Here is a 24742-nt window from a genome sequence, read left to right as displayed (position 1 = left end):
CGGGCCACGACCGTCACAGGCCTCAGACGTGGATGTCGACGACCACCCACGAAGCGTGGTGCATCCAGTGGGCGATCGCGGCCAGGTGCGCCGGGTGGTTGAAATACCGCTGGAAGGCGGCGGTGTCGTCGAAGAGGCTGTTCACGGCGAAGTCGTAGGAGACGGGCGTCTCGTCGAAGACGTGCCATCCGACCTCCCACTGGCGGATCTCGGGGATTTCCCGGTCGAGCTTCTTCACGAGTTCGAATCCCTCCGTGACTGCGGGGGATTCGCGCGTGAGGCCTTCGTTGAGCTTGAAGAGGACGATGTTCCGGATCATTTCCGCTCCTGATGCCGTGTCGTGCCGCGCCGAACTCGGTGAACGTTGACGGCTACGGGGCGTCCCGCGACTTGGTTCACCGCGAGGGACCGCGCGAGGAACCGCGAGGACATCGACCCGGAGCGCTCGCTTCGCCCCGCGACGCGCCGACGAGCCCTTCGGGGCTTTCGGCCGGCCACGGCAGGATGGTGAGCATGCGTTTTCGACTGCTCGGCCGCCTGGAGCTGGTGACTGCCAACGGTGCGGTCGTCCCGCCCGGCGCCGTGTCCCGGGCGATCGTGGGACGGCTGCTGCTCGCCCACGGGGCGGTCGTGCAGCGCGACACCCTCGTCGACGAACTGTGGGAGGAGCGCACGACCAAGAACCCGGTCGGCGCGCTCCAGGTCCAGATGGCCAAGCTGCGCGTGGCCTTCGCGGCGCGGGGCGAGGACACCCGCCTGCTGTTCGACCACGGCGGCTATCGGATCGTCCTGGGACCGGAGGACGAGGTCGACGTACCCGACTTCGAGGCCGCCGTCCGGGACGGGCGTGAGCATCTCGCGGCGGATGAGTACGAGAAGGCCGAGAGCGAGCTACGGCGGGGGCTGTCGATGTGGCGCGGTCGCGCCCTGGACGGCCTGGAGGGACGGGCCTTCGAGACCGAGCGGACCCGCCTTGAGGATCTACGGCTCGGCGCTCTGGAGGACGCCGCCACCACGGGCCTCGAACTCGGCCGCGCCAAGGAGCTGATCCCCGAGCTGCAGGCCCTGTTGTCCCTCGCGCCGCTGCGCGAGCGGTCCCGGGCCCGTCTCATGCTCGCGCTCTACCGCTGCGGGCGGTTCGCGGAAGCCCTGGAGGTCTACGACACGGGCCGCCGGCTGCTGAAGTCCGAACTCGGTGCCGCTCCCGGGCAGGAGTTGCGCTCCCTGCACGCCGCGATACTCCGCCACGATCCGTCTCTTCAGGGGCGCGATCCGTCTCGTCAATGGCGCGAGTCGATTCTCCAAGGACGCGACCCGTCTCTCCTAGGGACGGTCACCCTGCCCGGCCGACCGTCCTCGCCGCGCACAGATGTCCGGGAGCCGGCATCCGTGTCCACGTCCGGCGAAGGCAACCTGAGCCGACCGCTGGGCCCGTTCGTCGGCCGGCGCAAGGAGCTGACCTCGCTGTGCGAAGTCGTCGGCAGGGAGCGGCTGGTGACCGTGCTGGGACCGGGAGGCGTCGGCAAGACCCGTCTGGCGCTTGAGGTGTGCGCGCTGGTGCAGCCGTCCCGCGGCAACGTCTGGTGGGTCGACCTGGCCCCGGCCGACGACGCGAACGTGCTCGCGGTGGTCGCCTCCGCGCTCGGCCTGTCCGACACCTCCGTCCGGCCCGACCAGCCGCCGCACGACTATGTGCACCGGCTCACCTCGTTCCTGGCCGGGCGCTCGGCCGTCCTCGCCCTCGACAACTGCGAGCACCTGCTCGACGCCGTGGCCCCGCTCGTGGCGACGCTGCTGAGCCGGTGCCCCGCGCTGACCGTCCTGACCACCAGCAGAGCACCGCTGGAGGTCGCGGCCGAGGTGCTGTACCCGCTCGCGCCGATGCCGGACGAGGAGGCCGCGGACCTGTTCGGCACCCGTGCCGCCATGATCGACCCGTCCTTCGCCCCGGACGCGGCGGCGCTGCACGACATCCGCCGCCTCTGCCGCAGGCTCGACGGACTGCCGCTGGCGGTGGAACTCGCCGCCGCGCACGTCCGGCTCCTGACCGTCCGTGAGATCGAGGCCCGCCTCGACAACCGCTTCACCCTGCTGATCAAGGGGGAGCGCACCGCACCGGCCCGACACCGCACCCTGCGCGCCGTCCTCGACTGGAGCTACGCCCTCCTCGACACCACCGAACAGCGGCTGCTGACGGAACTCGCCCTGTACGTGGGCGGCTGCTCCCTCGACATCGTGGAAGCGGCAACTCCCTTGCCCGGGGCGGACAGTGCCGAACTGCTCCATGTCCTGGGGCAGTTGGTCGACAAGTCCCTGCTCGTCCCGGTCTCCACACCCGACGGGAACCGGCTGCGGATGCTGGAGACCGTCCGCGAGTACGCGCTCACCCGGCTCCGGGAGGAGGGCCGCGCACCCGAGGCCGAAGAGCGCCTCATGACGTGGGCCGCACGCTTCGTCCGCGAGGGCAGCGCGGGACTCTCCTCCCGTGACCAGCGGGAGTGGGCCAGGCGCCTCACCGAGGAGTCCGCCAACATCAGGGCGGCATCCGACCTGATGACGGCCAGGTCCAGGGCGGCCGAGGCCCTGCTGCTGGAGGCACGGCTGGGCTACTTCTGGTTCATCAGCGGCCGCGAGGAAGAAGGAATCGACCGCCTCCAACGCGGTCTGCAGGCCTACGACGCGACAGCGGGAGAGCGGACAGCTGAACCCACCGAGGACGACGAGTGGGCGCTCTTCTACACCATCGCCTGGCTCACCTGGCTCCACCACGTGGCCGGACACCACAGGGAAGCCAGTTCCTATGTGGACAGGCACAAGGAGGCGTGGCACTACGCGAAGAACCCCGACCTCGCCGTCCTGGGCCGCTGCTACGACGCGCTCCACGCGATGCTCAACGGGCACGACGACGTGGAAGAACGCTTCGCCTTGGGGGAAGCCGCTGTAGTGGACACGGAATTCCACTGGGACCGGGCCGTCCTGCAGACGAACTGGTCGACCTACTGCCTGCAGCACGGGGACACCGAGGGGGCCCGGCGGCACGGGCTGATCGCGGTGGCGGCGTCGCGCGCGGCCGACGACGACTTCGCCCGGGTCTTCTCCCTCACCCTCTGCGGCGACGCGGACGAGAGCGACGGCCTGCGCGCCCGGGCCCGTGAGCAGTGGGCCGAGGCGGCCCGGATCCTCGGTGCCGTCGGGGCGCGTACCCGCTGGGCGTACGTGCTGCTCAGGCTGGTCTGCCTGGACATCACCGAGCGGGAGTTCGCGGCGGCCGAGGAGCGGCTGGCGGACGTGAGCCGGCTCGCGGACGAACTGAGTGCGGACGACCTCCAGGCGGCCGTGGCCAACCTGCGCGGAGTGCTGGCGGTCCGGGGCGGTCGTTTCGCGGAGGCGGAGCGGATTCTCCACGGGGTCTGGCGCTGTCCGGGAGCGCCGCCCGACCGCAGAGCCGTCGCGGCCGTCGGTCTCGCGGTCATCGCGACGTTCGGTCCGCCGACCCCCACCGCCGCGGACGACGCGCGGGCCTGGATCGACCGGGGGCGCCAGACCCACGCCGGACTGCTGGAACCGCTCGCCCGACACGCGGTGGGCGTGCTGCTGGACAGGCTGGACGCCCGCCACGGGGCGAAGCGGCCGGGTGAGACGCACCAGGAGCGCGACTGGCTCGCGGACAGCCCCTCCGTGCTGGCCGCCTTCAGCTGAGCGATCCCGACCAGCGGGTCGGCGACGGGGCGTACGCGGACAGTGAACCTCTTCGAGGCGCGCGCCGTAGCAGCGACCAGACGGCACCTGGTCACCGGGACGCGTCCGCCGCCGTGTCGCCTTGCGTCGCGTCGTGGAGCCGTGTCCCTCGCTGTGCCAAGTGACCGTCGGACAGGGCCGGTTCTCCGACGAAAGGCACAGCACCATGACCGAGTACCAGGGGCGGATCGTTCTCGGAGAGGACACCGTCGCCGAACTGGCCGACCGGATCGAGGGATCCGTGTTCGCGCCGGACGACGCCGGCTACGCGGGAGCTGTCGCGGGCTTCAACTCACGCTCGCAGCAACGGCCTTGCCTGGTCGTCGCGGCGGCCGGCGCGGCCGATGTGCGGGTTGCGGTCGCTTTCGCCGCCGCGCGTGACCTGCCCGTCGGGGTCATGGCCACCGGGCACCAGCCGTTCCCCGCCGCGGACGACTTCCTGCTCGTCACGACAGGTGCGATGCGTACGGTCGAGATCGACGCCGAGCGGGGCGTGGCCCGGGTGGGTGCGGGCGCGCTCTGGTCGGACGTCGTGGAGCCCGCTCAGGCGGAAGGGCTGGCACCGCTGAACGGGTCCAGCCCGCTGGTGGGAGTCGTCGGCTTCACGCTCGGCGGCGGACTCAGCCCGTTCCTGGGCCGGTCCTACGGCTGGGCCGCCGACCACGTCGTGACGATCGAGGTCGTCACACCGGACGGTGAACTGCGCCGCGTCTCCGCGGAGTTGGAACCGGAGCTGTTCTGGGGCCTGCGCGGCGGACGCAGCAACTTCGGGATCGTGACCGAGCTGGAGATCAGGCTCTTCCCCGTAACCTCCTTCTACGGCGGCGGAATCTACTTCCCCGCCGCCGACGTCGAGGCCGTGGTCCGCGCCTTCCCCGAGGTGGTCCGCGACGCGCCCGACGCCTTCACCTGCTCGGTGGCGCTGCTCAACTTCCCGTCGGTACCGGAGATTCCCGAACTGCTGCGCGGCCGCTTCCTCGCCCACGTCCGGGTCACCCACCTCGGCTCCGACGAGGAGGCCGAGAAGCTCATCGCGCCCTTCCGGGCCATCGGCGAGGGTGTGATCGACACGGTCGGCCGTCATCCCTACGGCGCGTTCGCCCTCGTGCACACCGACCCGGCCGATCCTTTCCCGTACGAGGAACAGGGCGCCCTTCTGGCCGAGTTGCCGACCGAGGCGGTCGACTCCCTTGTCGAGAGCGCCCAGTTGGCGGCCGGCGGGCTTGTCACGGTCCTGGAGATCAGGCATCTCGGCGGGGCGCTGGCGGATCAGCCGGTCGCGGCGAGCCCCATCGCCGCCCGGGACGCCGTGTTCAACGTGTGGGGAGCGACCGTCGGACCGCCGGAGGTAGTCGACGCCGGGACGGCCATGCTCGGCGGGATGGTCGAGCGACTGAGCCCCTGGGCCACGGGGTTCGCGTACACGAACTTCGCCGGTCGTGACGACCGGGCGGAGGACGTGTTCACCGCCGACGACCTGGAGCGGCTGCGGGTCCTGAAGAGGCACTACGACCCGCGCAACCTGTTCCGGGTCAACAACCACAACGTCGCTCCGGAACAGCGGTGAACTGAGGTGAACTGCGAGCAGGACAGGTCCGAACTGGCCGCGTACGCCGTGGCGGCCCTCGATCCCGCGGACGCGGTACGCGTCGACGGCCATGTACGGGAGTGCCCGGCGTGTGCGGCCGACGCGGACGGGCTGCGCACCACTCTCGCCGCCGTCCGGACACTCCCCGTCGAGGAGATGCTGGGCAACTGGTCCGGCAAGCTCCCCGGACTGCGGGAAGCGGCGGTCCGCGCGGCCCTGGCGGGGATCCCGGGGGTGGCCGGCTCCTGAGCATCGCCGGCACACCGGCTCCCGCCCGCCCGTAGGCCGGGTCCGCGTGCTCGGCGGCGGCGCCCTTTCCCGCGCCTTTCCCGCACCTGTCCTGCGCCTGTCCTCGCGGACGCGGGCCAGGCAAGCGGACATCAAGCCGCCGGCAAGCGGTCCCCCCGAAGGTTTCCCCGTTCAGTTTTCAACGAATTGGCGCGCCGTGCATCGACCCACGGCGCATCGGGGGAACGCAGCAATGAGGCACAACACGGAAATCCGGGACGCACGGCCCGGCCGGACCGGCGGAACCCGTGACCGGGCGCGCGACGAGGCGTTCATCCGCGCCGTCTACGACAAACACGGTGTGTTCCTGCTGAGGGTGACCACCGGAATGCTCTGGGGCGACAGCCACCAGGCCCAGGACCTGGTCCAGGAGGCCGTCCTGCGCGCTTGGCAGAACGCCGACATCCTCGATCCCGAGGCGGAGGGCATACGGCCGTGGCTCGTCGCGGTCGTCCGCAACCTGGTCATCGACGGCTACCGGGCCCGGAAGGCCCGACCGCCGGAGACGATCGACACGGCCCTGAACGACATGCCCGGTCCGGAATCCATGGACCCGGCCCTCACCAGGAAGATCGTGCGCGAGGCCCTGGCGGACCTGACGTTGCAGCACCGCGAGATCCTCGTCCACGTCGAGTTCCTGGACCAGTCGGTGGCCCGGACGGCGGAGACGCTGGGCATACCACCGGGCACGGTCAAGTCCCGGACGCACCTTGCCCTCAGGGCTCTCCGGGGAGCGCTTGCCGAGCGCGGGTACACCCCGTGAGCGGCTGTCGGCGGCGCTGAGAGAACGCGCTGCCCGCCCGGAACGCGGAGAGGGAGCGCCGACAGCCTCGGCGCTCCCTTTCTCGGCACACGGTCCCGTAAATGGCGGACAGCTATAACCCGTTACCGAGCCACCCGATCCGGAGCGGTTTCACGCCGGGTCGCGCGCCGGCGTGCTTCCTCCACCGCGTTCCGCTGCTCCGGGGTGAGGCGATTCATGAGCCGCTCGTTGTTGACCCAATCGTTCAGAAGGGCGTGAGAACCCCCCAGACTCAGGGAGTACGCCCACATACTTCGCCCCCGCCTGGTTCCGTTCCATTCATGTGCCCAGCTGAGCAGATGGCCTATTCTCTGCTCCTGCGTGAACCTCATCAATTGCATGCCCGTCACCTTTCCATGGTTACGACAAGGCCTGTTCTTCATCCGCCCTGTGAACGGGGATCCGCTCTGTAAACGGGGCGGGGAAGGAGGAGGTTCACAGCAGACTCAGAATCCGGTGAGCGTCACCTTGCCGATGGCGCTGCCGGACTCCAGGATGCGATGCGCCTCGCGGAGGTTCGCGGCGTTGATCGTGCCGAGGTCCCGCGTGGCCGTGGTCCGCAGGGCGCCCTCGTCCACGAGTCGGGCGATCCGGTCGAGGATGTGGTGCTGCGTCACCTGGTCCGGGGTCCTGAACAGCGAGCGCGTGAACATGAGTTCCCAGTGGAACGAGATGCTCTTCGCCTTCAGCAGGCCGATCTCCACGGGACCGAAGTCGTCGATGGCGACCAGCCCCCCGAACGGCTTGAGCATGTCGGCGTACGCGGCGAGGTTCCGGTCCGTACCCGCGGTGCCGAAGATGTGGTCGACCCCGCCGGGCGCCACCTCGGCCACCTGCGCCGGCAGCGGACGATGGTGGTCGACCACATGTGTCACGCCCATACGCCGGGCGAACTCCACGGTCTCCGGCCGGGAGGCGGTGCCGATCACCGTCAAGTCGGTGAGGGCCCGGGCCAGTTGAGCGACCATGGCCCCTACGCCACCCGCCGCCGCGGTCACCAGCAGCGTGCCGGTCTCCTCCCCGGCGCCCTCGCGCAGACCGAGGCGTTCGAACAACCCCTCCCAGGCGGTGAGCGAGGTCAGCGGGAGCGCCGCCGCCTCGGCGAAGGAGAGGGTGGTGGGCTTACGGCCGACGATGCGCTCGTCGACGGTGTGGAAACGGGAGTTGGTGCCCGGCCGGTCGATCGCGCCGGCGTAGAAGACCTCGTCGCCGGCCTCGAACAGCTCCACCTGCTCGCCGACCGCGACGACCGTACCGGCGGCGTCCCAGCCGAGCACCTTGGGCTCACCGCCCGGGTCGTTGCTCTGCCGGACCTTGTAGTCCACGGGGTTGACCGCGATCGCCTCCACCTGGACCAGCAGATCGTGCGGACCCGGCTCGGGCACGGGCAGTTCGACGTCCACCAGGCTCTCGGCGTCGTCGATCGGCAGGCTCTTGAGATAGGCGACGGCGGGCATCGCCGACGTCTTCCGGGTCTCGCTCATCATGGATCTCCTCGACTCGTGCGGTCGGCCGACGAGGACCGGCGGCCACGACCCGCAAGGTACCTATCGGGAGGTAGTAACCATCAAGGGATCTTACTTCCCAAAGGAAACCATCGAGGTGGAGAGGGCGTGAGGGGCCTCGCGTGTCGCGCGAATCAGGCGGATTCCGGGAACCGGTCGATGTTCTGCTCCACCCAGCTGCGCAGATGGGAGAGCGGGGCGCAGGCGTCCTTGCCGAGCGGGGTCAGGCTGTACTCGACGCGGGGCGGGACCTCCGCGTAGATCCGGCGGTCGATCAGGCCGTAGTCCTCCAGGCGGCGCAGTGTCTGGGTGAGGACCTTGGGGCTCACGCCCTGCAGCCGGCCGCGCAGTGCGCCGAAGCGCTGGGGTCCGTCCTCCAGGGCGCCCAGCGCGAGGGCGCTCCACTTGTTGGCGAGCAGGTCCAGCATGTCGCGGCAGGGGCAGGCCGCGGAGTAGACGCTCTTGGGGTCCTCGCAGAGGCCCGATGTCTTGGTCATACCGCAACAGTACCCAATGGGTACTAGTATCCCTTGCGGGTAACCACCGCCTGCCTCGTACGGTCACGGGCATGCTCGGAATCCAGGTTTCGAGCATCGGAACCGCCGATGAAGGCTGACACATGAACGACGACGCCCTGCACCTGAGACTGCTCGGCCGCCTGGAGCTGGCCGACGGGAGCGGTGCCGTCGCTCTTCCGGGCGCCGTCTCCCGCACGATCGTCGGCCGGCTGCTGCTGGCCGGGGGAGCGGTCGTGCATCGCGACACCCTCATCGACGAACTGTGGGAGGACCGCCAGGCGAAGGACCCCGTGAACGCCCTTCAGGTCCAGGTGACGAAACTCCGCGCGGCGCTCGCGACCCGGGGTCGGGGCGGGCGCCTGCAGTCGCAGTACGGGGGATACCGGTTCGTGCTGGGGCCGGAGGACGAGCTCGACACGGTCCGTTTCGAGGCGACGGTCCGCGAGGGCCGCGAACACCTGGCGGCGGGGGCGTACCGGCAGGCCGAAGACGTTCTGCGGCGGGGACTCGCCCTGTGGCGGGGCCGCGCCCTGGACGATCTGAAGGGCCGGGTCTTCGACGCCGAGCGCCTGCGCCTTGAGGAACTGCGCCTGAGCGCACAGGAGGACGCGAGTGCCGCCGGTCTCGAACTCGGCCGCGCGGCCGAACTGGTCCCCGAACTCACGGCACTTGTGTCCGCCGCACCCCTGCGGGAACGGTCCCGGGCGCGACTGATGCTCGCGCTCCACCGCTGCGGTCGTCACGCCGAGGCGCTGGACGTGTACGAATCGGGCCGCAGACTCCTGAGGTCCGAGCTGGGCGCCGACCCTTCCCCCGAACTGCGTTCCCTGCACGACGCGATGGTGGCAGGCGAGCTGCGCCCTGGGGCGCCGACGGCGGACTCCATACGGTTGTCCTCGCACGACGCGGAACTGGCGGGCGGCGACCCGCGTCCCGGGACGGCGCCCGTGGACCCCGTACGGCTGTCCTCGGCTCCTCCCGATTCCCGCGCGACAACGCGTCCCGCTTCCCATCCGACGCCCGGCGACGGCGGTCCCGACCACCCCCTCGGCCCGTTCGTCGGCCGCGCCGAGGAACTCGACGGGCTGCGCGCGACCCTCGACCGCGAGCGGCTGGTGACCGTCGTAGGACCGGGCGGTGTCGGGAAGACCCGCCTCGCGCTTGAGGCGTGTGTGCTGATGCAGCCCTCGTACGACGGTGTGTGGTGGGTCGATCTGGCGGCGGCCGACGGCGCGGGGGTCCTCGCGGCGATCGCCGGAGCCCTGGGTCTGTCGGACGCGTCGGTCCGGCCCGACCAGCCACCGCACGACTATGTGCACCGGCTCACCTCGTTCCTGGCCGGACGGCGGGCGATGCTCGTGCTCGACAACTGCGAGCATCTGCTCGACGCGGTCGCCCCGCTCGTGGCGGTCCTGCTCGGCCGGTGCCCCGCACTCACCGTCCTGGCAACCAGCAGAGCCCCGCTGGCAGTTGCGGGTGAAGCGCTGTATCCGCTGGCGCCGATGCCCGACGGTGAGGCCGCGGACCTGTTCAGTGCCCGCGCCCTCATGATCGACCCGTCCTTCGCCGGGGACGAGACGGCCATGCACGACATCCGCTCGCTCTGCCGCAGGCTGGACGGACTGCCGCTCGCGGTCGAACTCGCCGCCGCACACGTGCGGTTGCTGCCGGTGCGCGAGATCGAACTCCGCCTCGACAACCGCTTCGCCCTGCTGGCCAAGGGGAAACGGACCGCTCCCGCCCGGCACCGCACCCTGCGTGCGGTCCTCGACTGGAGCTACGCCCTCCTGGACACCACCGAGCAACGGGTGTTGACGGAACTCGCCCTGTATGTCGGCGGCTGTTCCGTCGAGTTCGCGGAGACGGCGATCTGCCTTCCCGGGGCGGACCGCCACGAGATCCTGCAAGTGCTGGCCCAACTGGTCGACACATCCCTCCTGTTCACCGTCTCGACGCCCGACGGAAGTCGGCTGCGGATGCTGGAGACGGTCCGCGAGTACGCGCTCGACCGGCTCCGGGACGAAGGGCGCGCCGTCGAGGCGGAGGAACGCTTCATGGCGTGGGCCCTGCGTTTCGTGCACGAGAGCACCGACGTCAACATGCCCTGCGACCAAGGGGAGTTGATCCGCCGGCACACCGCGGAATCCGCCAATGTCAGGGCGGCCTCGGATCTCATGATGACCCGGGAGAGAGCAGCTCAGGCGCTGACGCTGGAAGCACGGCGGGGCAGCTACTGGATCATCAGCGGCCGTGAGGAAGAGGGCATCGACCGTCTTCAGCGCAGTGTGCGGGCCTATGACGGGGCTGCCGCGGAGCCCACCGAAGAGGACGAGCGGGCGCTCTTCTACGCCCTCGCGTGGCTGGTCTGGCTCAACCATGTCGTCGGTCGGTACGCGGAAGGCGGCTACTTCGTCGACCGGTTCAAGGCGGCCTGGCGCCAGGCCAAGAACCCCGACCTCGCTGTCCTGGGAGCCTGTTACGAGCCCCTCCACGCCATGCTGACCGGGCAGGACGACGTGGCGGAACTCTTCGTACGGGCCGAACAAGGCGTCGCGGGCACCGAGTTCCACTGGGACCGGGCGATCCTCCTGACCAACTGGACGACGTACTGCCTCCAGGTCGGCGACATCGACGGCGCCCGCGGCCACGGCCGGGCCGCCGTCGCGGCCGCGACAGCCTCCGGCGACGACTTCGCCAGGGCGTGCACCCTCACGCTCCGCGGCGACGCGGACGAGAGTGCCGGCCTCCGCGACCGCGCCCGTGTGCACTGGACCGAGGCGGCACGCATCCTCCGGTCGATCGGCGCGCGCGGTCAGTACGCGTACGCCGCGCTCAGGATCGTGTGCCTGGACATCGCGGAGGGAGCGGTCGAGTCGGCCGAGAACCGGCTCTCGGAGGTGGTTCGCCTCGCGGACGAACTGAGCGCGGACGACCTCCGGGCCGCAGCGGCCATCCTGCGCGGAACACTGGCGTTCTACGGCGGTCGCTTCGCGGACGCGCAGACGATCTTCGCCGACGTCTGGAACAGCCCCACGGCACCGCTCGACCGCAGAGCGATGGCCGCCGTAGGCCTCGTGGCGGTGACGACGTTCGGCCCACCCGCCCCGTCGGCGTCCGGCGACGCGCGGCTGTGGATGGACCGCGCAGGCGAGGCGCTCGACCGGGTACGTGAGCCACTGGCCCGCCGTGCGGTGGGCGTCCTGCTGGACAAGCTGGACGCCTACTTCAGGTCCGGTCCGAGCCGTGCGATCGGGGCGGACCATGTGCGGGCCTGGCTCGCCGCCAACCCTTCCCTGCTCGCCGGTTTCACCGGAGTGCTGAACGGCCCGGGCCGGCACCGCTGATCCGCCAAGTCCCGTACCCACACTGCTTTCCCATCGTGGCAACTGATCCCGGCGACCGGTGAACCGGGTACCGGAGCGGCTCGTAGACCGCAACGCGACGAGTCCCGCGAAGGGCTCGTCCGGGGTGCGCCCCTGCCGCTGAGAGCGTCCGGGGCTCCGTGATCGGTTCGTCTTCTAAGGAATGACATGTCAAGCAGTTCCGCAGACCAGACCCTGGCTGTCCGGGTCGTCGACAGCATGGAGCGGATGAGCGGGAGGCATCCCGGATACCGCCGGTCCAGTGCCCGGGGGGCCGGTTTCCGGGCCACCTTCACTCCCAGCGGGGCCGCTGCCGCGCTGACCACGGCCGCGCATCTGCAGACGCGGCCGGTTCCGGCGACCGTGCGGTTCTCGAACTCCGAGGGAGATCCGCACACGCCCGACACCGCCCCGGTCACCCGCGGCATGGCTGTCCGCTTCCATCTGCACGACGGCGGTGACACCGACCTCGTCGCCCTCTCCGTCCCCCGGTTCGTCGCCTCGACGCCCAGGGAGTTCCTGGAGCTGACCGAGGCCCTGCGCCGCGACCCCGTGACCCACCAGCCCGACCTGGCCCGGGTGCACGCGTTCGTCGGTGCCCATCCCCACTTGGCGGAAGCCGTGGCGCAGCAGCCGCCCATACCCGTCAGCTATGCCACCGCCGCCTACTGGGCCATCCACGCCTTCATCTGGGTCGACGCGGACGGTGCCGGGCGGCCCGTGCGGTACCGCTGGGAACCGGCGGCCGGACGCGCCGAACTCACCGCTGCGGACGCGGCCACCCGTACCGCCCACTACCTCACCGACGAACTGCACCGGCGCCTGGAACACGCACCGGTGGCCTTCGACCTGCGGATCCAGCTCGCCGAACCCGACGACCCCACCCACGACCCCAGCACTGTCTGGCCCGATCACCGCAAGGAGTTCACCGCCGGGCGGCTGGAGATCTCCGCGCCCGCCGACGACCAGGACCCCTGGAACACGCAGGCCTTCAACCCCACCCGGGTCACCACCGGCATCCAGCTCTCCGACGACCCCGTCCTCGCCTTCCGGGCCCACGCCTACGCCGAGTCCCACCTCCGGCGCAGCCACAACCAATAGGGCTCCGCCCCCCAGGAGTGAACCTCCTTGGTGCGCCCGCCGTTTGACGTCTCGCCAGCACAACGCCCCCGCATCTGACGCCTGTTGGCCGAGCGATGCGACGAGTGCTTCGACGAGTGCTTCGGGGGCCCGACGAATGGATGGACTTGAACAACAAGCAGACCAAGAGATCTCCCGCCCGGCGAGGCCTGTTGCGAGGCGCCACGGTGGCGTGCAGCGCGATGGCCCTGTCCGTCGCGGGAGCGACGGCGGCGAACGCCGCCTCGATACCCACCGCGCACACCACCGTCAACTACGTTGCGCTGGGCGACTCCTACGCCTCCGGCCCCGGCATCCCGACCCAGGTCGACGCCACATGTGCGCGATCCGACCAGAACTACCCGTCCCTCCTCGCGGCGGCGAGGAACTGGCAGCTGACCGACGTCAGTTGCTCGGGCGCGACGACAACTGCCCTGGCCGGACCCCAGGGTTCGCAGCCGCCGCAACTGGACGCACTCGGTGCCGACACGGACGTGGTCACCCTGACCATCGGCGGCAACGACATCGGTTTCTCCAGCAATCTGGCCACCTGCGCCGGACTGACGTCGAAGGACCCGACGGGCAACCCGTGCCAGACCTTCTTCACGAGCGACGGCACCGACCGGCTGGCGCAGCGGGTCGAAGACACCGCTCCCAAGATCGCCGCCGCGCTGGACGCCGTACGGCAGCGGGCTCCGTACGCCAAGGTCCTGGTGGTCGGTTACCCCGACCTGTTCCCGGACGACGGGGTCGGCTGCACCAGCTCCGCCGTACCGCTCGCCGCCGGTGACTTCGCCTATCTGCGGGACACCGAGAAGAAGCTCAACGCGATGATCGCGGACCAGGCGGCGGCGAACGGCGCGCGGTACGTCGACACCTACACCCCGACGGTCGGACACGACATGTGCGAGCCGGCCGGCGAGCGCTGGATCGAACCCCTGGTCGCGCCGGCCCCGACCGCGCCCGCCCACCCCAACGCACAGGGCCAGCAGGCCATGGCCGCCACGGTGGAGCGCGCCGTCCGCTGCGAGGCGTACCGCCGCTGACGTGAGCCGATGACCTGAGGGGAACGGGGGCACCGGCTCGTTTTCTGAGGCTTTCCCCATCATGGTGCCGCAGCGGGCTGAAAGGCTTTGTCGGGGGTACTCGGCTTTCTGCGGCACCCAGGGGTCGCCGCTCCCCAAAGGAAAGAGAAACCCGTGTACATAGGTCTCGGTACCGTCGTCGTCATCATTGTCATCGTCGCTGTCGTCATGATGCTGCGCCGCGGCTGACCCGTGCCCCTCGTACAGCACGAGCAGCACCACCAGCCATAACCACAGCCCGCCCTGGATTCCCTTTTCCGGATCCCCGGGCGGGCATGGTCACGATCGGTGCCGGTACGACTTCCGTTTTGTTCGGCCACTAGAATCCGTCAAGTGGCAACGGCGGTGGATGGTTACGAATTCGGGCTGCTGGGGTCATTGAGCGGTCGGTACGGCGGGCGGGTGCTGGATCTCGGCAGCCCGCTGCAGCGTGCGGTCCTGGTCCGGCTGCTGCTCGGGGAAGGACGCCAGTGCGGCCTCGACCACCTCATCGACGCCCTGTGGGAAGTGCCGCCCGGCAACGCGGTGCGTTCGGTGCAGACGTACATCTACCGCATCCGCCTCTCGCTGGGCGAGGAACGCTCCCGCCTGGAGACCACCCAGGGCGGATACCAACTCGCCGTCCCGGAACAGGCCGTTGACGCCCTGCGCTTCGAGCGGCTCGTCCGCGACGGCGAGGAACTGCGCGCCGCGCGACAGACCGCCTCCGCCCTGCGCGCGTTCGACGCCGCGCTCGCGCTGTGGTCGGGGGAGCCGCTGTCCGGCGTACCCGGCCCCTACGCCCGCCGACAGCGCGGACGTTTCGTCGATCTACGGCTCAACGCCCAGGTGGCGCAGCTGAGTTGCGCCGACGAACTGGGCGAGCACGCCCGCGTGGCGACGGAGCTGATCTCCCTGATCGCCGACCATCCGCTCCGCGAGGACCTGTACGCGCTGCGCATGCGTGCGCTGTACCGAGCCGGGCGGACCGCGGAGGCCCTGGCGGTCTACGCCGCGGCCCGCGAGACCCTGGTGGCCGAACTGGGCATGGATCCCGGGCCGGAGCTGCGTGAGGTGCAGACCCGCATCCTCAACGGCACAGAGCCCGACGTCATCGAGCTGCGTCCCGAGGGGCAACTCGCCGGTGCCACACCGTCGTTCGGCGCCACTGCCTCGACCAGCTCTACGGCTTCCACGACATCGACCGATGCCGCCGCCTCCGCCGCCCCCGAAGCCGACCCGCCGGCGACCACACGGGTCGAGGAGGTCCCGGCCCGCGTCCGCCCGCAGCAACTTCCCCCGGCGCCGGGCGACTTCGTCGGTCGGGAGCGCCTGCGGGAGCGGCTCGGGCTCGCGTTGCGGCCCAGCGGGGAAGCGGTCGCGCTCACGGTGCTCAGCGGGATCGGCGGCGTGGGGAAGACGGCGCTCGCGCTGCGCGTCGCCCACGGCATCCGCGGCGACTATCCGGACGGGCAGCTCTACGTGGACCTGCGGGGCGACGGCGGCCAACCCGCCGACCCCGCGGACGTGTTGGTCGACTTCCTCCTCGCGCTCGGTATGCCCGCCGCCGGGATCCCCGTGACGCCCACCGCCCGCGCCGGTGCCTATCGCACCCTGACCGCCGACCGCCGGATCCTGGTGCTCCTGGACAACGCGTCCGACACCGCCCAGGTGACCCCGCTGCTTCCGGGCACCCCCGGCAACGCCGCGCTGATCACGACCCGGCACCGGTCGCTCGTACCGCCGGGCGCGACGCGTTTCGAGGTACCGGTGCCCGATCAGCGGGAGGCGGTGGCCATGCTGGGCCGGTTCACCGGCGACGCCGAGATCGCCGCGGCCCCGGAACTCGCGCTCGAACTGGTCCACGCGTGCGGGCAGTTGCCGTTGGCGCTGCGCATCATCGGTGCCCGTGCGGCGGCTCGTCCCGGACGCGGGCTCGGCGCGCAGCTGCTGCGCCTGCGCGCCGAGGAGCGGCGGCTCGACGAGCTGCGGGCCGGAGACATGTCGGTGGAGGCCACCTTCCAGGTCGGCTATCGGGCTCTCGCCCCCGACCGGGCCCGGGCGATGCGCCTGTGCGCACTGCTCGACGCCGCCGACTTCCCGGTCGCCGTCGCGGCGGTCCTGCTGGACCAGCCGGAACAGGAGACCGAGGAGCAACTGGAGCACCTGGTGGAGGCCGGTCTGCTCGAACCGCATTCGGCCGACCGCTACCGATTCCACGATCTGGTACGGGCGTTCGCCGCCCGGCGGGCCGATCGCGAGGATCCCGTCGCGGACCGCGAGGCGGCGCTGGTGCGGCTGACGATGTTCCTCCACGCCACCCTGCTCCAGGCCATGAGCGCGACCGAGCGGGCCGGTTCGCTCAGCATCCATCTGTTCTCCGTGCCGCTGACCGGGCTGCGGTTCGTCGACGCCGAGCAGGCGCATGCCTGGCTGCTGGCCGAACACACGCTGCTGGTCGCGGTGTTCTCCCGGGTGCTGCGGGACATCCCGGACGCCGCGAGGATCGTCGTCGCAGCACTGTCGGTGATCGCGTCGAGCGGGCTGTTCGCCGGGCCCGCGCATCAGCGGGAACTGGAACGCGTCACGGACCACGCGGTCGTGGCGGCCGACGTGGGCGACGACCCGGCGCTGCGGGCTCAGACCCGGCACATCCGGGCCTGGCTCGCCTTCATCCGCGGCGATCTGACGGCGGCGGAAACCGATCTGCGCGAGGCGATCCGGCGTGCGCGCGCCGTCGACGACCGGGTGACGCTCTTCCTGTCCGCCCGGCTCGTGTCGGTCGTACTGGCGGACCGGGGGCGGACCGCGGAGGCCGTCGGGTTCTTCGCCGAGTCGGAGGCCGTTGCCGGCGCGGAGGACGATCCGAACAGCCCGGCCTACTTCCTCCAGGAGGTGGCCCGCCTGTTCACTGCACTGAGCTCGGACCGGGCCGACGTGAACCTCTCCGCTGCCCAGCATGTGTACGAGGTGAGCGACCGCCTGCGGCGGGAAGCGGCGAAGCGCTGAGGCCGTCCGCCCGCCGAGCCGGTCCCGCGTTCACACGCCGTCGACCGGGCGTCGATCCGTGTACCGCACGGTGATCCGAGAACGGACTGAAGAACCTCCTCGAACAGGTGACAGACATGCTCAAAATCGGCCTGGGCTCCCCCCAGTACGGGTCGTTCACCGACCCCGCCACGATCTCCGGGTTCGCCTCCGCCGTCGAAGCGATCGGCTACGACAGCCTGTGGGTGGGCGACCGGGCCCTGGTGCCGACACAGCCCCGTGACCCTTACCCCGGCGGCGGTCCCGTGCCGGAGGAGTACCGCACCTTTCTGGACCCCATCGCCACCCTGTCCTTCCTGGCGCACGCCACCCGGCGGCTGCGCCTGGGGACCAGCACGCTGAACGCGCCCTTCTACTCCCCGCTCCTGCTGGCCCGTTCACTGACGTCCGTCGACATCCTCAGCGGGGGGCGGCTCGACATCGGGTTCGGGCTGGGATGGTCGTCCGACGAGTACGAGGCCATCGGCGTCCCGTGGCGGGGGCGCGGGGCCCGGCTGGAGGAGATCCTGGACGTCCTCGATCACCTCTGGTCCGGTTCGTCGGCCGAGCACAAGGGCGCCCTGTGGACGATCCCCGGCGCGCACATCGGCACGCTCCCCGTACAGCGCCCCCGCCCGCCGGTCCTGCTGGGCGGCTTCACCCCGGCCACGCTGGAACGCGTCGGCCGGCGCGCGGACGGCTGGGCGGGCGTGGCACTTCCGGTGCCTCAACTCGCCTACGTCATCAGCCAGATCCGCCAGTCCGCGGAGGCCAACGGCCGTGACCCCGACGCCCTGCGCACCGTGGTCCGGGTGAACCCCGTGGTGACGGCCGAGACCGCACCGAGCGACGCCGTCCCGCACCGGGGAACGGTCGTACAGGTCTCTGACTACCTGCTCGCTGCCCACGCGGCCGGGGCCGACGAGGTCCTCATCGACCTGCAGCAGACCGCGCGGAACGCGGACGAACTGACGGACCTGGCACACCGTTTTCACGACCAGCTGAGCAAGGGCTAGGGAGCACCATGTCCGACGTAGTCACCTCGAAGCCGGATGTCCACGACATGGTGGTGGTGCATCGCACGTTCCGCCAAGCGTGCGCGGAACTGCCGGACTTGGTGCGGGGCCTGCGGCCCGGCGACACCGCGCGGGCCCAACTGGTCGTAGAAGCGGTGCAGTTCATGCTGATGGGCCTGGAAGCCCACCATGTGAGCGAGGACGAATTCCTCTGGCCCCGGCTCGCGGAACGGACGACGCTGCACGCCGGGGCGATCACGCGCATGGAGGAACAGCACCACCGGCTCGAAGAGCTGGTCACGCGAGTGAGGGGCGCGCTGGACGGGCTGGCCGCCGATCCCCGGCCGCCCCTCTGCGAGCAGGTGGCGGCCCAACTCGCGGAACTGGGCTCGGTGTTGACCGCGCACATGGACGAGGAGGAGAACACCATCCTCCCGCTGGCCGCCGACTGTCTGAGCGTCGCCGAGTGGGAGGAACTCGGCGAGATCAGCCTGGCCAAGCTGGAGAAGAAGCATCTGCTGCGCGCCTTCAGCGCGTTGATGGCGGTGGCGACTCCCGAGGAGCAGCGGGCGATCCTCACCAAGGCACCGCTGCCCGCCCGCGTCCTGTGGCGCCTGACCGGCCGCCGCTCGCACGCCCGTCGGGAGGCCCGCCTCCACGGGGCGTGAGCCTACGGCGTGGCGGAACTCGTGCCGCTGGGCGGATCCGTCGGTGAGGTGTCCGCCGAGCTGTGGTCGGGGGAGAACCAGGCCAACCCGATCAGCAGCGCCCCGAGGAAGACCAGCACGGCGGCGACCGTGCCCACCGTCTTCGACCGGCGTACGGCGACACCGCGGCCCCCCGGTCGTTGCCGGCGCCGGGTCCGGTGGGCCGGAGCGGTACTGCCGGTGGCGGCGGCCGGGAAGGCGTACGTGGTCACAGAGCCGGAGCCAGGGCCGGACCCGGAGCCGGGGACCGCGTTCGTCCTGGGCTTCACGGCAGCGTCCCAGGAGGTCACATTCGGCGTCGGCGTCGGCTCGGGGCGCGGTGCGGCTGCCGGGAGGGGCTCGGGACGCCCTCTCCAGGCGCCGGAGGCGAACCACTCGGCCACCTGGCGCGCCGTAGGACGGTCCTCGGGGCGTTTGGCGAGGAGACCGAGCAAATAGTTCTCGAAGGCGGGCGGGAGTCCGACGCCGAGTTCCCGCGGGGGTACCGGGGGTGTGTCGAGGTGGTGGTGGAGGACCGCGATGGCGCTGCCGGCGCGGAACGGCGGTTGTCCGGTGAGGAGTTGGTAGAGCACGCAGCCGAGCGAGTAGACGTCGGACGGCGGCCCGGCGGACTGGCCCAGGGCGCGCTCGGGCGCGATGTACAGGCTGGTCCCGACGATCTGGCCGGTCGCGGTGAGCGCGCCGTTCGGGTCGTTCATGAAGTGCGCGATGCCGAAGTCGGCGATCTTCACGGACCCGTCGGCGCCGAGGAGGAGGTTGCCGGGCTTGATGTCACGGTGCACGATGCCCTGCTCGTGTGCCGCGCTGAGTCCCGCGGCCGACTGGGCGGCGATGTGGGCCACGTGCTCCGCCGGCAGCGTGCCCGCCTGGGCGAGTACGTGGGAGAGGCTGTCGCCCTCGACCAGCTCCATCACCAGGTACAGACGGCCCTCCTGCTCGCCGAAGTCGAGGACGCCGACCACATGGGGATGGCTGAGCCGGCCCGCGGTCTGGGCCTCCAGGCGGAAGCGGGCGGTGGCGGTGGGCTCGGAGTTCTGGGAGTGCAGGAGCTTGACGGCCACCGGACGGCCGCCCATCTCGTCGTACGCCTGCCAGACCTCGCCCATCGCGCCGCGTCCGATGGTGGTGTTCAGCCGGTACCGGCCCGCTATCAGCACCTGTTGCTTCATCCTCACGCAGTGGAACGACTCGACTGCTGCAGGCCATGTCCCTTTGAGGGAAGGGGTGTTGGTGGGGTGGCGCAGCTGTCACAGCCTACTGGCGGACAGGCGGTCACCGACCGCGATCCCGCACATGCTCCGCTACGGCGGGCGGGCCGGAGGCGCGCTGGTAAAATGGGGGCACGCTTCGACGCCGCCGGGGCCCGTACCGAGGGGTATGGGCCCCGGTGCCGTTGCGGGCACAGGACTGAGGAAGGTTCCCCATGAACGCGAAGCCGCCGGCCGCTTCCTTCGGCGCGCTCGGACTGCCGCCCGAGCTGGTCGGGACGATGACCGGCCTCGGGGTGACGGAGCCGTTCCCGATCCAGGCGGCGACACTGCCCGACGCGCTGGCCGGGCGCGATGTGCTCGGCCGGGCACGGACGGGTTCCGGCAAGACGCTGGCCTTCGGTCTCGCGCTGCTGGTACGGCTCGCGGGCCGGCGGGCGGAGTCGAAGCGGCCGCTGGCCCTGGTCCTGGTGCCGACCCGGGAGCTCGCGCAGCAGGTCGGCGACGCGCTGGAGCCGTATGCGCGGACGATGGGCGTGCGCATGGGGACGGTGGTCGGCGGGCTGTCGATCAACCGGCAGCAGGCAATGCTGCGGACCGGCGTCGAGGTGGTCGTCGCGACGCCGGGACGGCTGACCGACCTGGTGTCGCGCCGGGACTGCGTCCTGAACCACGTGCGGATCACCGTGCTGGACGAGGCGGACCAGATGTGCGACCTGGGGTTCCTGCCGCAGGTCTCGGAGCTCCTGGGGCAGATCCCTGCCGACGGGCAGCGGCTGCTGTTCTCGGCCACGCTCGACCGTGACGTCGACCAGCTGGTCAAGGACCACCTTCACGACCCGGTGCACGCGTCGGTCGACCGGGCGTCGGGCTCGGTCACGACGATGGAACACCATGTGCTGAACATCCACGCCGCCGACAAGTACGCGACGGCGACCGAGATCGCCGCGCGCGACGGCCGGGTGCTGATGTTCCTGGACACCAAGGCCGGTGTCGACCAGTTCACCCGCCATCTGCGGGCCAGCGGCGTACGCGCGTCGGCGCTGCACAGCGGCAAGTCGCAGCCCCAACGCACGCACACGCTCGGCCAGTTCAAGGACGGCGAGATCACCGTGCTGGTCGCCACCAACGTCGCCGCGCGGGGCATCCACATCGAGGCCCTCGACCTCGTCGTCAACGTCGACCCGCCGGCCGACGCCAAGGACTACCTGCACCGCAGCGGGCGTACGGCGCGGGCCGGCGAGTCCGGGAGCGTGGTCACCCTCGTCACCCCCAACCAGCGGCGCGACGTGAACCGGATGATGTCCGACGCCGGTATCCGCCCGACCGTCACCCAGGTCCGCTCCGGCGAGGAGAAGCTGACCGCCATCACCGGCGCCAGACGCCCGCCGACCGAGACGAAGACCAGCACCGGCAACGCCCCCTTCCGCGGCATGGGCACCCGCCCGGGCCGGGCCGGCAAGGAGACCCGGAAGACCGCCGAGGCCCGCAAGGCCGCGGAGGCCCGCGCGGCGGCGAGGGTCCGCAAGAGCCGCTGACCCGTGGGGAGTTCGCTCTTTCGGGACTACTCCGGCTGCGCGGAAGCGTCCCGTGAAGCGGCATCGACCTGTGAGGCCGCATCGCCGTCTGAGGTGGCCCGGCCGCGCAGCGTGACGAGAGCCAGCACCGCGGAGCACAGCGCGGCCGTACCGCAGACCACGAAACCGATCGAGTAGCCGTGGCCGAGGGCGTCCAGGGCGAGCGGATGCAGGTCGGCCAGCTTCGGCGACGCCGCCGAGGCACCGTTCACCGCGAGCGGCCCGCCTTCTTCCAGTACGGCCGTGCCCGCGCCCTTCAGTGCCTCCGGGAGCGCGGAGCCGTGCAGGGAGTCGGAGAAACTGCTGGCCGCGCGGCTCAGGGCGACGGCGCCGATGACGGCCGGGCCGAGGGTGAAGCCGAAGTCCCGGAGCAGGTTGGTGGTGGCGCTCGCCATGCCGGCCAGGTGGGTCGGCACGGTGTTGACGGCTGTCGCGGTGATCGAGGTGACGGTGACCGAGAAGCCCAGGCCGACCAGACCGAGCGGCACGATCAGCGAGGTGAAGGCGGTGTCGGTGATCGGCAGCGTGGCCGCCAGGTAGTCGCCCGCCGCGATCAACAGCAGCCCCGAGCCGAGGAGCAGCCCCGGTGCGACCGTGCGCAGCAGCCGTTCGGTCAGGGGCAGCATCGCCAGGGTGATGCCGTTGAGGAGGACGAACGCCAGACCCGTCCGCATCGGGGCCTGGTCCTGCACCGGGCCGAGCCGGATGCTGACGGAGTAGGCGGTGCCCAGGAAGGCGAACATGCCCACCACGGCCACGACCGAGGCCACCGCGAAGGCACGGTTACTGAACAGATCCAGGCGCAGGAGCGGGGACTTGGCGCGCTTCTCGGCCAGCACGAAGCCGGCGAGGAACACGGCCGCCAGGACGAAGGCGATGACGATCGAGGGCGAGGCCCAGCCGTCCGTCGGGCCCTGGATGATGGCGTAGAGGAGGGCGAACAGGCCCAGGCCGATGGTCACCTGGCCCGCTATGTCGAGTGAACGGCCCTCGGGGGCACTGGAGTTGACGACGAACAGGGCGCTGACGGCGGCGCTCGCCGCGGCGATGGCGGTGACCACGACGAACGACCAGCGCCACGAGCCGTAGGTGGCGGTGACGCCGCCGAGCAGCGGGGCGAGGAAACCGCCGGTGGAGAGCAGGGCCGCCCACATCGCGATGACCCGGGCCCGCTGGGCGGGTGAGGTGGTGCCGGCGGCCAGGATGGCCAGCGAGGTCGGGAACAGGGCGGCAGCGCCGAGGCCCGCCAGGGCCTGCCCTGCCCACAGTTGGTGGACGCCGGAGGCGGTGGCGCTGGTCAACTCGCCCACGGCCAGCAGCGCGGCACCGCCGACCAGCAGCCGCTTGCGGCCGAAGAGGTCGCCGAGCAGGCCGAAGGTCAGCTCCAGTACGGCGACCGGGAGCAGGAACGCGTCGGAGATCCAGGTGAGTTGGGAGCCGACCGGATGCAGGTCGGACTGGAACAGTCCGTTGAGCGTGGCCGGTATGGCCAGGCCGATCTGGGCGAGGCAGACGGCGAGGAGACCGGCGACCAGGGTGCCGGTGGTCAGACCGGGACCGGTGGCGGCGGTCCTGGTGGAGGGTTCGGTCGTCATTGACACGGAGGGCTCCTGGGGCGCGCGGGCTGGGAACAGGGGAGGGAGAGGGCCGGGGGAGAACAGGGGAGGGAGCGGTTCGGGATCAGCGGGTACCGGTCAGACGGCTCGGCCGGTAGTCGGTGAAGGCTGCGCCGTCGAGGCCCAACTCGTCGGCGCTGCGCTGGAGTTGGTTGGCAGTGGTGGCGTTGCCCCAGTGCCGGGTGTCCAGTCGGTGTTCCACGGCGTGCAGACCGGCGACCACTTCGGCGGTGGTGAAGTTGCAGTGGCTCTGGCGGGACACGTAGGCCTGTCGCAGGAGGTGGGAGTCGCCGGCCGCGCGCACCCGCCCGGCGAACGCCGACTCCTGTTCCACGGGCACCAGTTGGTCGGCGGTGGTGTGGAGGTCCAGCAGTGGAACGGCCAGTCCCTGTCCGGCGGTCGAGGTCCGCTTCAGACGGGCCACCGCGGCCGGGTCGGCGGTGATGTCCGCACCGCGGGTGAGCCGGTTCAGGTCGGTGCGGAGGTCGAGCCCGGCGTCACGGTAGAGCGCCTCGACCTGCTTGACGTGGGCGGACCCGCGCAGCAGCCCGGCGTAGTCGACGCCCTTGTTCCAGGACGTGTTGCCGCCGGCGGACTGCTCCACCGACCAGCGCGCCGGGACGATGAACGAGAGAAGCCCCTGAGCCAGCCATGCGTACTGCTGCTGCTCCTGGCCCGCGAAGTCGCCGCGCTCGGGCGGCAGTTGACCGGGAGCCCAGTCGGCCAGGTTGAGATAGGCGGCGGCGAGGGCGATCCGGGCCCGGCCCGCCGGGGTCTGCTGCGCCGTCTCCACGGCCGCCGTGAGCCGGGCGGCGAGGGCGGCACCGTCGGCCTGGTTGTCGAGGTTCACCAGGGCATCGGCGTCGGCGGGGTCGAAGAACGTGGTCAGGGTGTACTCGGCGTCCAACTGGTAGTTGTCCAGATCGACACCGCCCGCCACCAGACCGCACAGGCCGAGCGCACCGTCGACGCGGCCCGCGCCGTCCCGGGCGATCTGGGCGTTGACGAGTCCGCCCATGGACTCGCCCACGGAGATGACCCGGGTCGGTGTGCCGACCTGTCGGCGGAACGCGGTGAGTGCGGCGAACTGGTCCCGCTCGGCCGAACCGAGCGCCCACATCGAGCCGTTGGGGTCGTAGGAGGACCCGGCGAGGGCGTAACCGGCGTCCAGCAGGGCCTGGCTCGCGGCGGGCGAGGGCGCGTCGGCCGCGGTGGTCGGGCCGAAGCCGTGGCTGAACAGCAGCAGGGTGCCGTTCCACTGCTCGGGCGTGTCCGCGATCCAGGTGGCGCCGTCGGTCAGCGTGCCGGAGTAGTGGCCGGCGGTGGCGATGCCGGTGGCGGCGTGGGCGCCGGCCGCCGGACCGATCAGGGCGGTCGCGAGGGCGGTCGCGCAGGCGGCGGCGAGGGTCGAGAGACGGGGTCGGGGCATGACGGCGGCTCCGCGAGTCAGGGGGACCGAGGGGGGAGCGTGCTGGACGTGCGAGGTGGAGCGGGTTAGGCGGTCGAACGAACTGGAAGAGCGGTGCGAATGTAGGGCTCTTTTTTCATGGCCGTCAATAGAGTGACCAATAATGAGGCAGGCGAATCCGTGTGTGGGCGCACGGGGG

17 protein-coding genes are annotated in these 24742 nt (G+C 71.1%); 11 read left to right on the top strand and 6 right to left on the bottom strand.

Annotation, left to right across the window (positions count from 1 at the left end; all coding sequences use genetic code 11):
• Positions 1-22: 22 nt before the first annotated feature.
• The gene (locus OG496_RS07715; protein ID WP_405970155.1) at positions 23-319 is read right to left on the bottom strand and encodes a Dabb family protein; all 297 of its coding nucleotides are present in this window, start codon (positions 317-319) and stop codon (positions 23-25) included.
• A 194-nt stretch (positions 320-513) separates the two neighbouring features.
• Here OG496_RS07715 and OG496_RS07710 point away from each other — a divergent pair, with 194 nt between their 5' ends.
• The 4 genes from OG496_RS07710 to OG496_RS07695 all read left to right on the top strand — a co-directional run bounded on the left by OG496_RS07710 (position 514) and on the right by OG496_RS07695 (position 6377).
• Positions 514-3699: an AfsR/SARP family transcriptional regulator gene (locus OG496_RS07710; RefSeq protein WP_405970154.1), complete on the top strand. Its 3186-nt coding sequence runs from the start codon at positions 514-516 to the stop codon at positions 3697-3699.
• 205 nt (positions 3700-3904) lie between these two features.
• Positions 3905-5305 carry an FAD-binding oxidoreductase gene (locus OG496_RS07705; protein WP_405970153.1) on the top strand — a complete coding sequence of 467 codons (1401 nt, stop codon included), beginning with the start codon at positions 3905-3907 and terminating at the stop codon, positions 5303-5305.
• A gap of 6 nt (positions 5306-5311) precedes the next feature.
• Positions 5312-5575: an anti-sigma factor family protein gene (locus tag OG496_RS07700; RefSeq protein WP_405970152.1), complete on the top strand. Its 264-nt coding sequence runs from the start codon at positions 5312-5314 to the stop codon at positions 5573-5575.
• A gap of 232 nt (positions 5576-5807) precedes the next feature.
• The gene (locus OG496_RS07695) at positions 5808-6377 is read left to right on the top strand and encodes a sigma-70 family RNA polymerase sigma factor (RefSeq protein ID WP_405970151.1); all 570 of its coding nucleotides are present in this window, start codon (positions 5808-5810) and stop codon (positions 6375-6377) included.
• A gap of 485 nt (positions 6378-6862) precedes the next feature.
• Here the strand turns inward: OG496_RS07695 and OG496_RS07690 are convergent, their stop codons facing one another.
• Together OG496_RS07690 and OG496_RS07685 are read right to left on the bottom strand one after the other, a co-directional pair.
• Positions 6863-7900 (bottom strand): zinc-binding alcohol dehydrogenase family protein, encoded by a 1038-nt coding sequence (locus OG496_RS07690; protein WP_405970150.1) that lies wholly within the window; start codon positions 7898-7900, stop codon positions 6863-6865.
• A gap of 155 nt (positions 7901-8055) precedes the next feature.
• Positions 8056-8349 (bottom strand): winged helix-turn-helix transcriptional regulator, encoded by a 294-nt coding sequence (locus OG496_RS07685; protein ID WP_399002946.1) that lies wholly within the window; start codon positions 8347-8349, stop codon positions 8056-8058.
• Between the two features lie 191 nt (positions 8350-8540).
• Here OG496_RS07685 and OG496_RS07680 point away from each other — a divergent pair, with 191 nt between their 5' ends.
• The 6 genes from OG496_RS07680 (at position 8541) to OG496_RS07655 (ending at position 18695) form a co-directional block, all read left to right on the top strand.
• Positions 8541-11783, top strand: coding sequence for an AfsR/SARP family transcriptional regulator (locus tag OG496_RS07680; protein ID WP_405970149.1), 3243 nt, complete (start codon positions 8541-8543; stop codon positions 11781-11783).
• A 186-nt stretch (positions 11784-11969) separates the two neighbouring features.
• The gene (locus OG496_RS07675; RefSeq protein ID WP_405970148.1) at positions 11970-12902 is read left to right on the top strand and encodes a catalase family peroxidase; all 933 of its coding nucleotides are present in this window, start codon (positions 11970-11972) and stop codon (positions 12900-12902) included.
• Between the two features lie 140 nt (positions 12903-13042).
• The gene (locus OG496_RS07670) at positions 13043-13966 is read left to right on the top strand and encodes an SGNH/GDSL hydrolase family protein (RefSeq protein WP_405970147.1); all 924 of its coding nucleotides are present in this window, start codon (positions 13043-13045) and stop codon (positions 13964-13966) included.
• Between the two features lie 372 nt (positions 13967-14338).
• Positions 14339-16993 (top strand): BTAD domain-containing putative transcriptional regulator, encoded by a 2655-nt coding sequence (locus OG496_RS07665; RefSeq protein WP_405970146.1) that lies wholly within the window; start codon positions 14339-14341, stop codon positions 16991-16993.
• Positions 16994-17109: 116 nt separating this feature from the next.
• Positions 17110-18027, top strand: a complete 918-nt coding sequence (locus OG496_RS07660) for a TIGR03619 family F420-dependent LLM class oxidoreductase (protein WP_399392830.1) — start codon at positions 17110-17112, stop codon at positions 18025-18027.
• 8 nt (positions 18028-18035) lie between these two features.
• Complete coding sequence (locus OG496_RS07655; RefSeq protein ID WP_405970145.1) at positions 18036-18695, top strand: hemerythrin domain-containing protein; 660 nt, start codon at positions 18036-18038, stop codon at positions 18693-18695.
• 2 nt (positions 18696-18697) lie between these two features.
• Here OG496_RS07655 and OG496_RS07650 read toward each other — a convergent pair whose 3' ends face one another.
• On the bottom strand, positions 18698-19903 hold the full coding sequence (locus tag OG496_RS07650) for a serine/threonine-protein kinase (RefSeq protein ID WP_405970144.1): 1206 nt from the start codon (positions 19901-19903) through the stop codon (positions 18698-18700).
• Between the two features lie 254 nt (positions 19904-20157).
• On the opposite strand from OG496_RS07650, the gene OG496_RS07645 reads away from it, so the two are divergent.
• Positions 20158-21480 carry a DEAD/DEAH box helicase gene (locus tag OG496_RS07645; RefSeq protein WP_405970143.1) on the top strand — a complete coding sequence of 441 codons (1323 nt, stop codon included), beginning with the start codon at positions 20158-20160 and terminating at the stop codon, positions 21478-21480.
• A 26-nt stretch (positions 21481-21506) separates the two neighbouring features.
• Here OG496_RS07645 and OG496_RS07640 read toward each other — a convergent pair whose 3' ends face one another.
• Together OG496_RS07640 and OG496_RS07635 are read right to left on the bottom strand one after the other, a co-directional pair.
• Positions 21507-23114, bottom strand: a complete 1608-nt coding sequence (locus tag OG496_RS07640) for an MFS transporter (protein WP_399392835.1) — start codon at positions 23112-23114, stop codon at positions 21507-21509.
• 85 nt (positions 23115-23199) lie between these two features.
• A complete protein-coding gene (locus OG496_RS07635; protein WP_405970142.1) occupies positions 23200-24564 on the bottom strand; it encodes an alpha/beta hydrolase in 1365 nt (454 codons plus the stop codon).
• Positions 24565-24742 lie beyond the last annotated feature (178 nt).

It is taken from the genome of Streptomyces sp. NBC_00988, from assembly GCF_045162645.1.
GTDB lineage: Bacteria > Actinomycetota > Actinomycetes > Streptomycetales > Streptomycetaceae > Streptomyces.
This window is presented reverse-complemented; position numbering and strand designations above follow the sequence as displayed.

Excerpts from the sequence above, each read along its gene's own strand:
- OG496_RS07715 (WP_405970155.1), bottom strand. The coding sequence starts at position 319 with ATGATCCGGAACATCGTCCTCTTCAAGCTCAACGAAGGCCTCACGCGC.
- OG496_RS07710 (WP_405970154.1), top strand. The coding sequence starts at position 514 with ATGCGTTTTCGACTGCTCGGCCGCCTGGAGCTGGTGACTGCCAACGGT.
- OG496_RS07705 (WP_405970153.1), top strand. The coding sequence starts at position 3,905 with ATGACCGAGTACCAGGGGCGGATCGTTCTCGGAGAGGACACCGTCGCC.
- OG496_RS07695 (WP_405970151.1), top strand. The coding sequence starts at position 5,808 with ATGAGGCACAACACGGAAATCCGGGACGCACGGCCCGGCCGGACCGGC.
- OG496_RS07690 (WP_405970150.1), bottom strand. The coding sequence starts at position 7,900 with ATGAGCGAGACCCGGAAGACGTCGGCGATGCCCGCCGTCGCCTATCTC.
- OG496_RS07685 (WP_399002946.1), bottom strand. The coding sequence starts at position 8,349 with ATGCTGGACCTGCTCGCCAACAAGTGGAGCGCCCTCGCGCTGGGCGCC.
- OG496_RS07680 (WP_405970149.1), top strand. The coding sequence starts at position 8,541 with ATGAACGACGACGCCCTGCACCTGAGACTGCTCGGCCGCCTGGAGCTG.
- OG496_RS07675 (WP_405970148.1), top strand. The coding sequence starts at position 11,970 with ATGTCAAGCAGTTCCGCAGACCAGACCCTGGCTGTCCGGGTCGTCGAC.
- OG496_RS07670 (WP_405970147.1), top strand. The coding sequence starts at position 13,043 with ATGGACTTGAACAACAAGCAGACCAAGAGATCTCCCGCCCGGCGAGGC.
- OG496_RS07660 (WP_399392830.1), top strand. The coding sequence starts at position 17,110 with ATGCTCAAAATCGGCCTGGGCTCCCCCCAGTACGGGTCGTTCACCGAC.
- OG496_RS07655 (WP_405970145.1), top strand. The coding sequence starts at position 18,036 with ATGTCCGACGTAGTCACCTCGAAGCCGGATGTCCACGACATGGTGGTG.
- OG496_RS07650 (WP_405970144.1), bottom strand. The coding sequence starts at position 19,903 with ATGAAGCAACAGGTGCTGATAGCGGGCCGGTACCGGCTGAACACCACC.
- OG496_RS07645 (WP_405970143.1), top strand. The coding sequence starts at position 20,158 with ATGAACGCGAAGCCGCCGGCCGCTTCCTTCGGCGCGCTCGGACTGCCG.
- OG496_RS07640 (WP_399392835.1), bottom strand. The coding sequence starts at position 23,114 with ATGACGACCGAACCCTCCACCAGGACCGCCGCCACCGGTCCCGGTCTG.
- OG496_RS07635 (WP_405970142.1), bottom strand. The coding sequence starts at position 24,564 with ATGCCCCGACCCCGTCTCTCGACCCTCGCCGCCGCCTGCGCGACCGCC.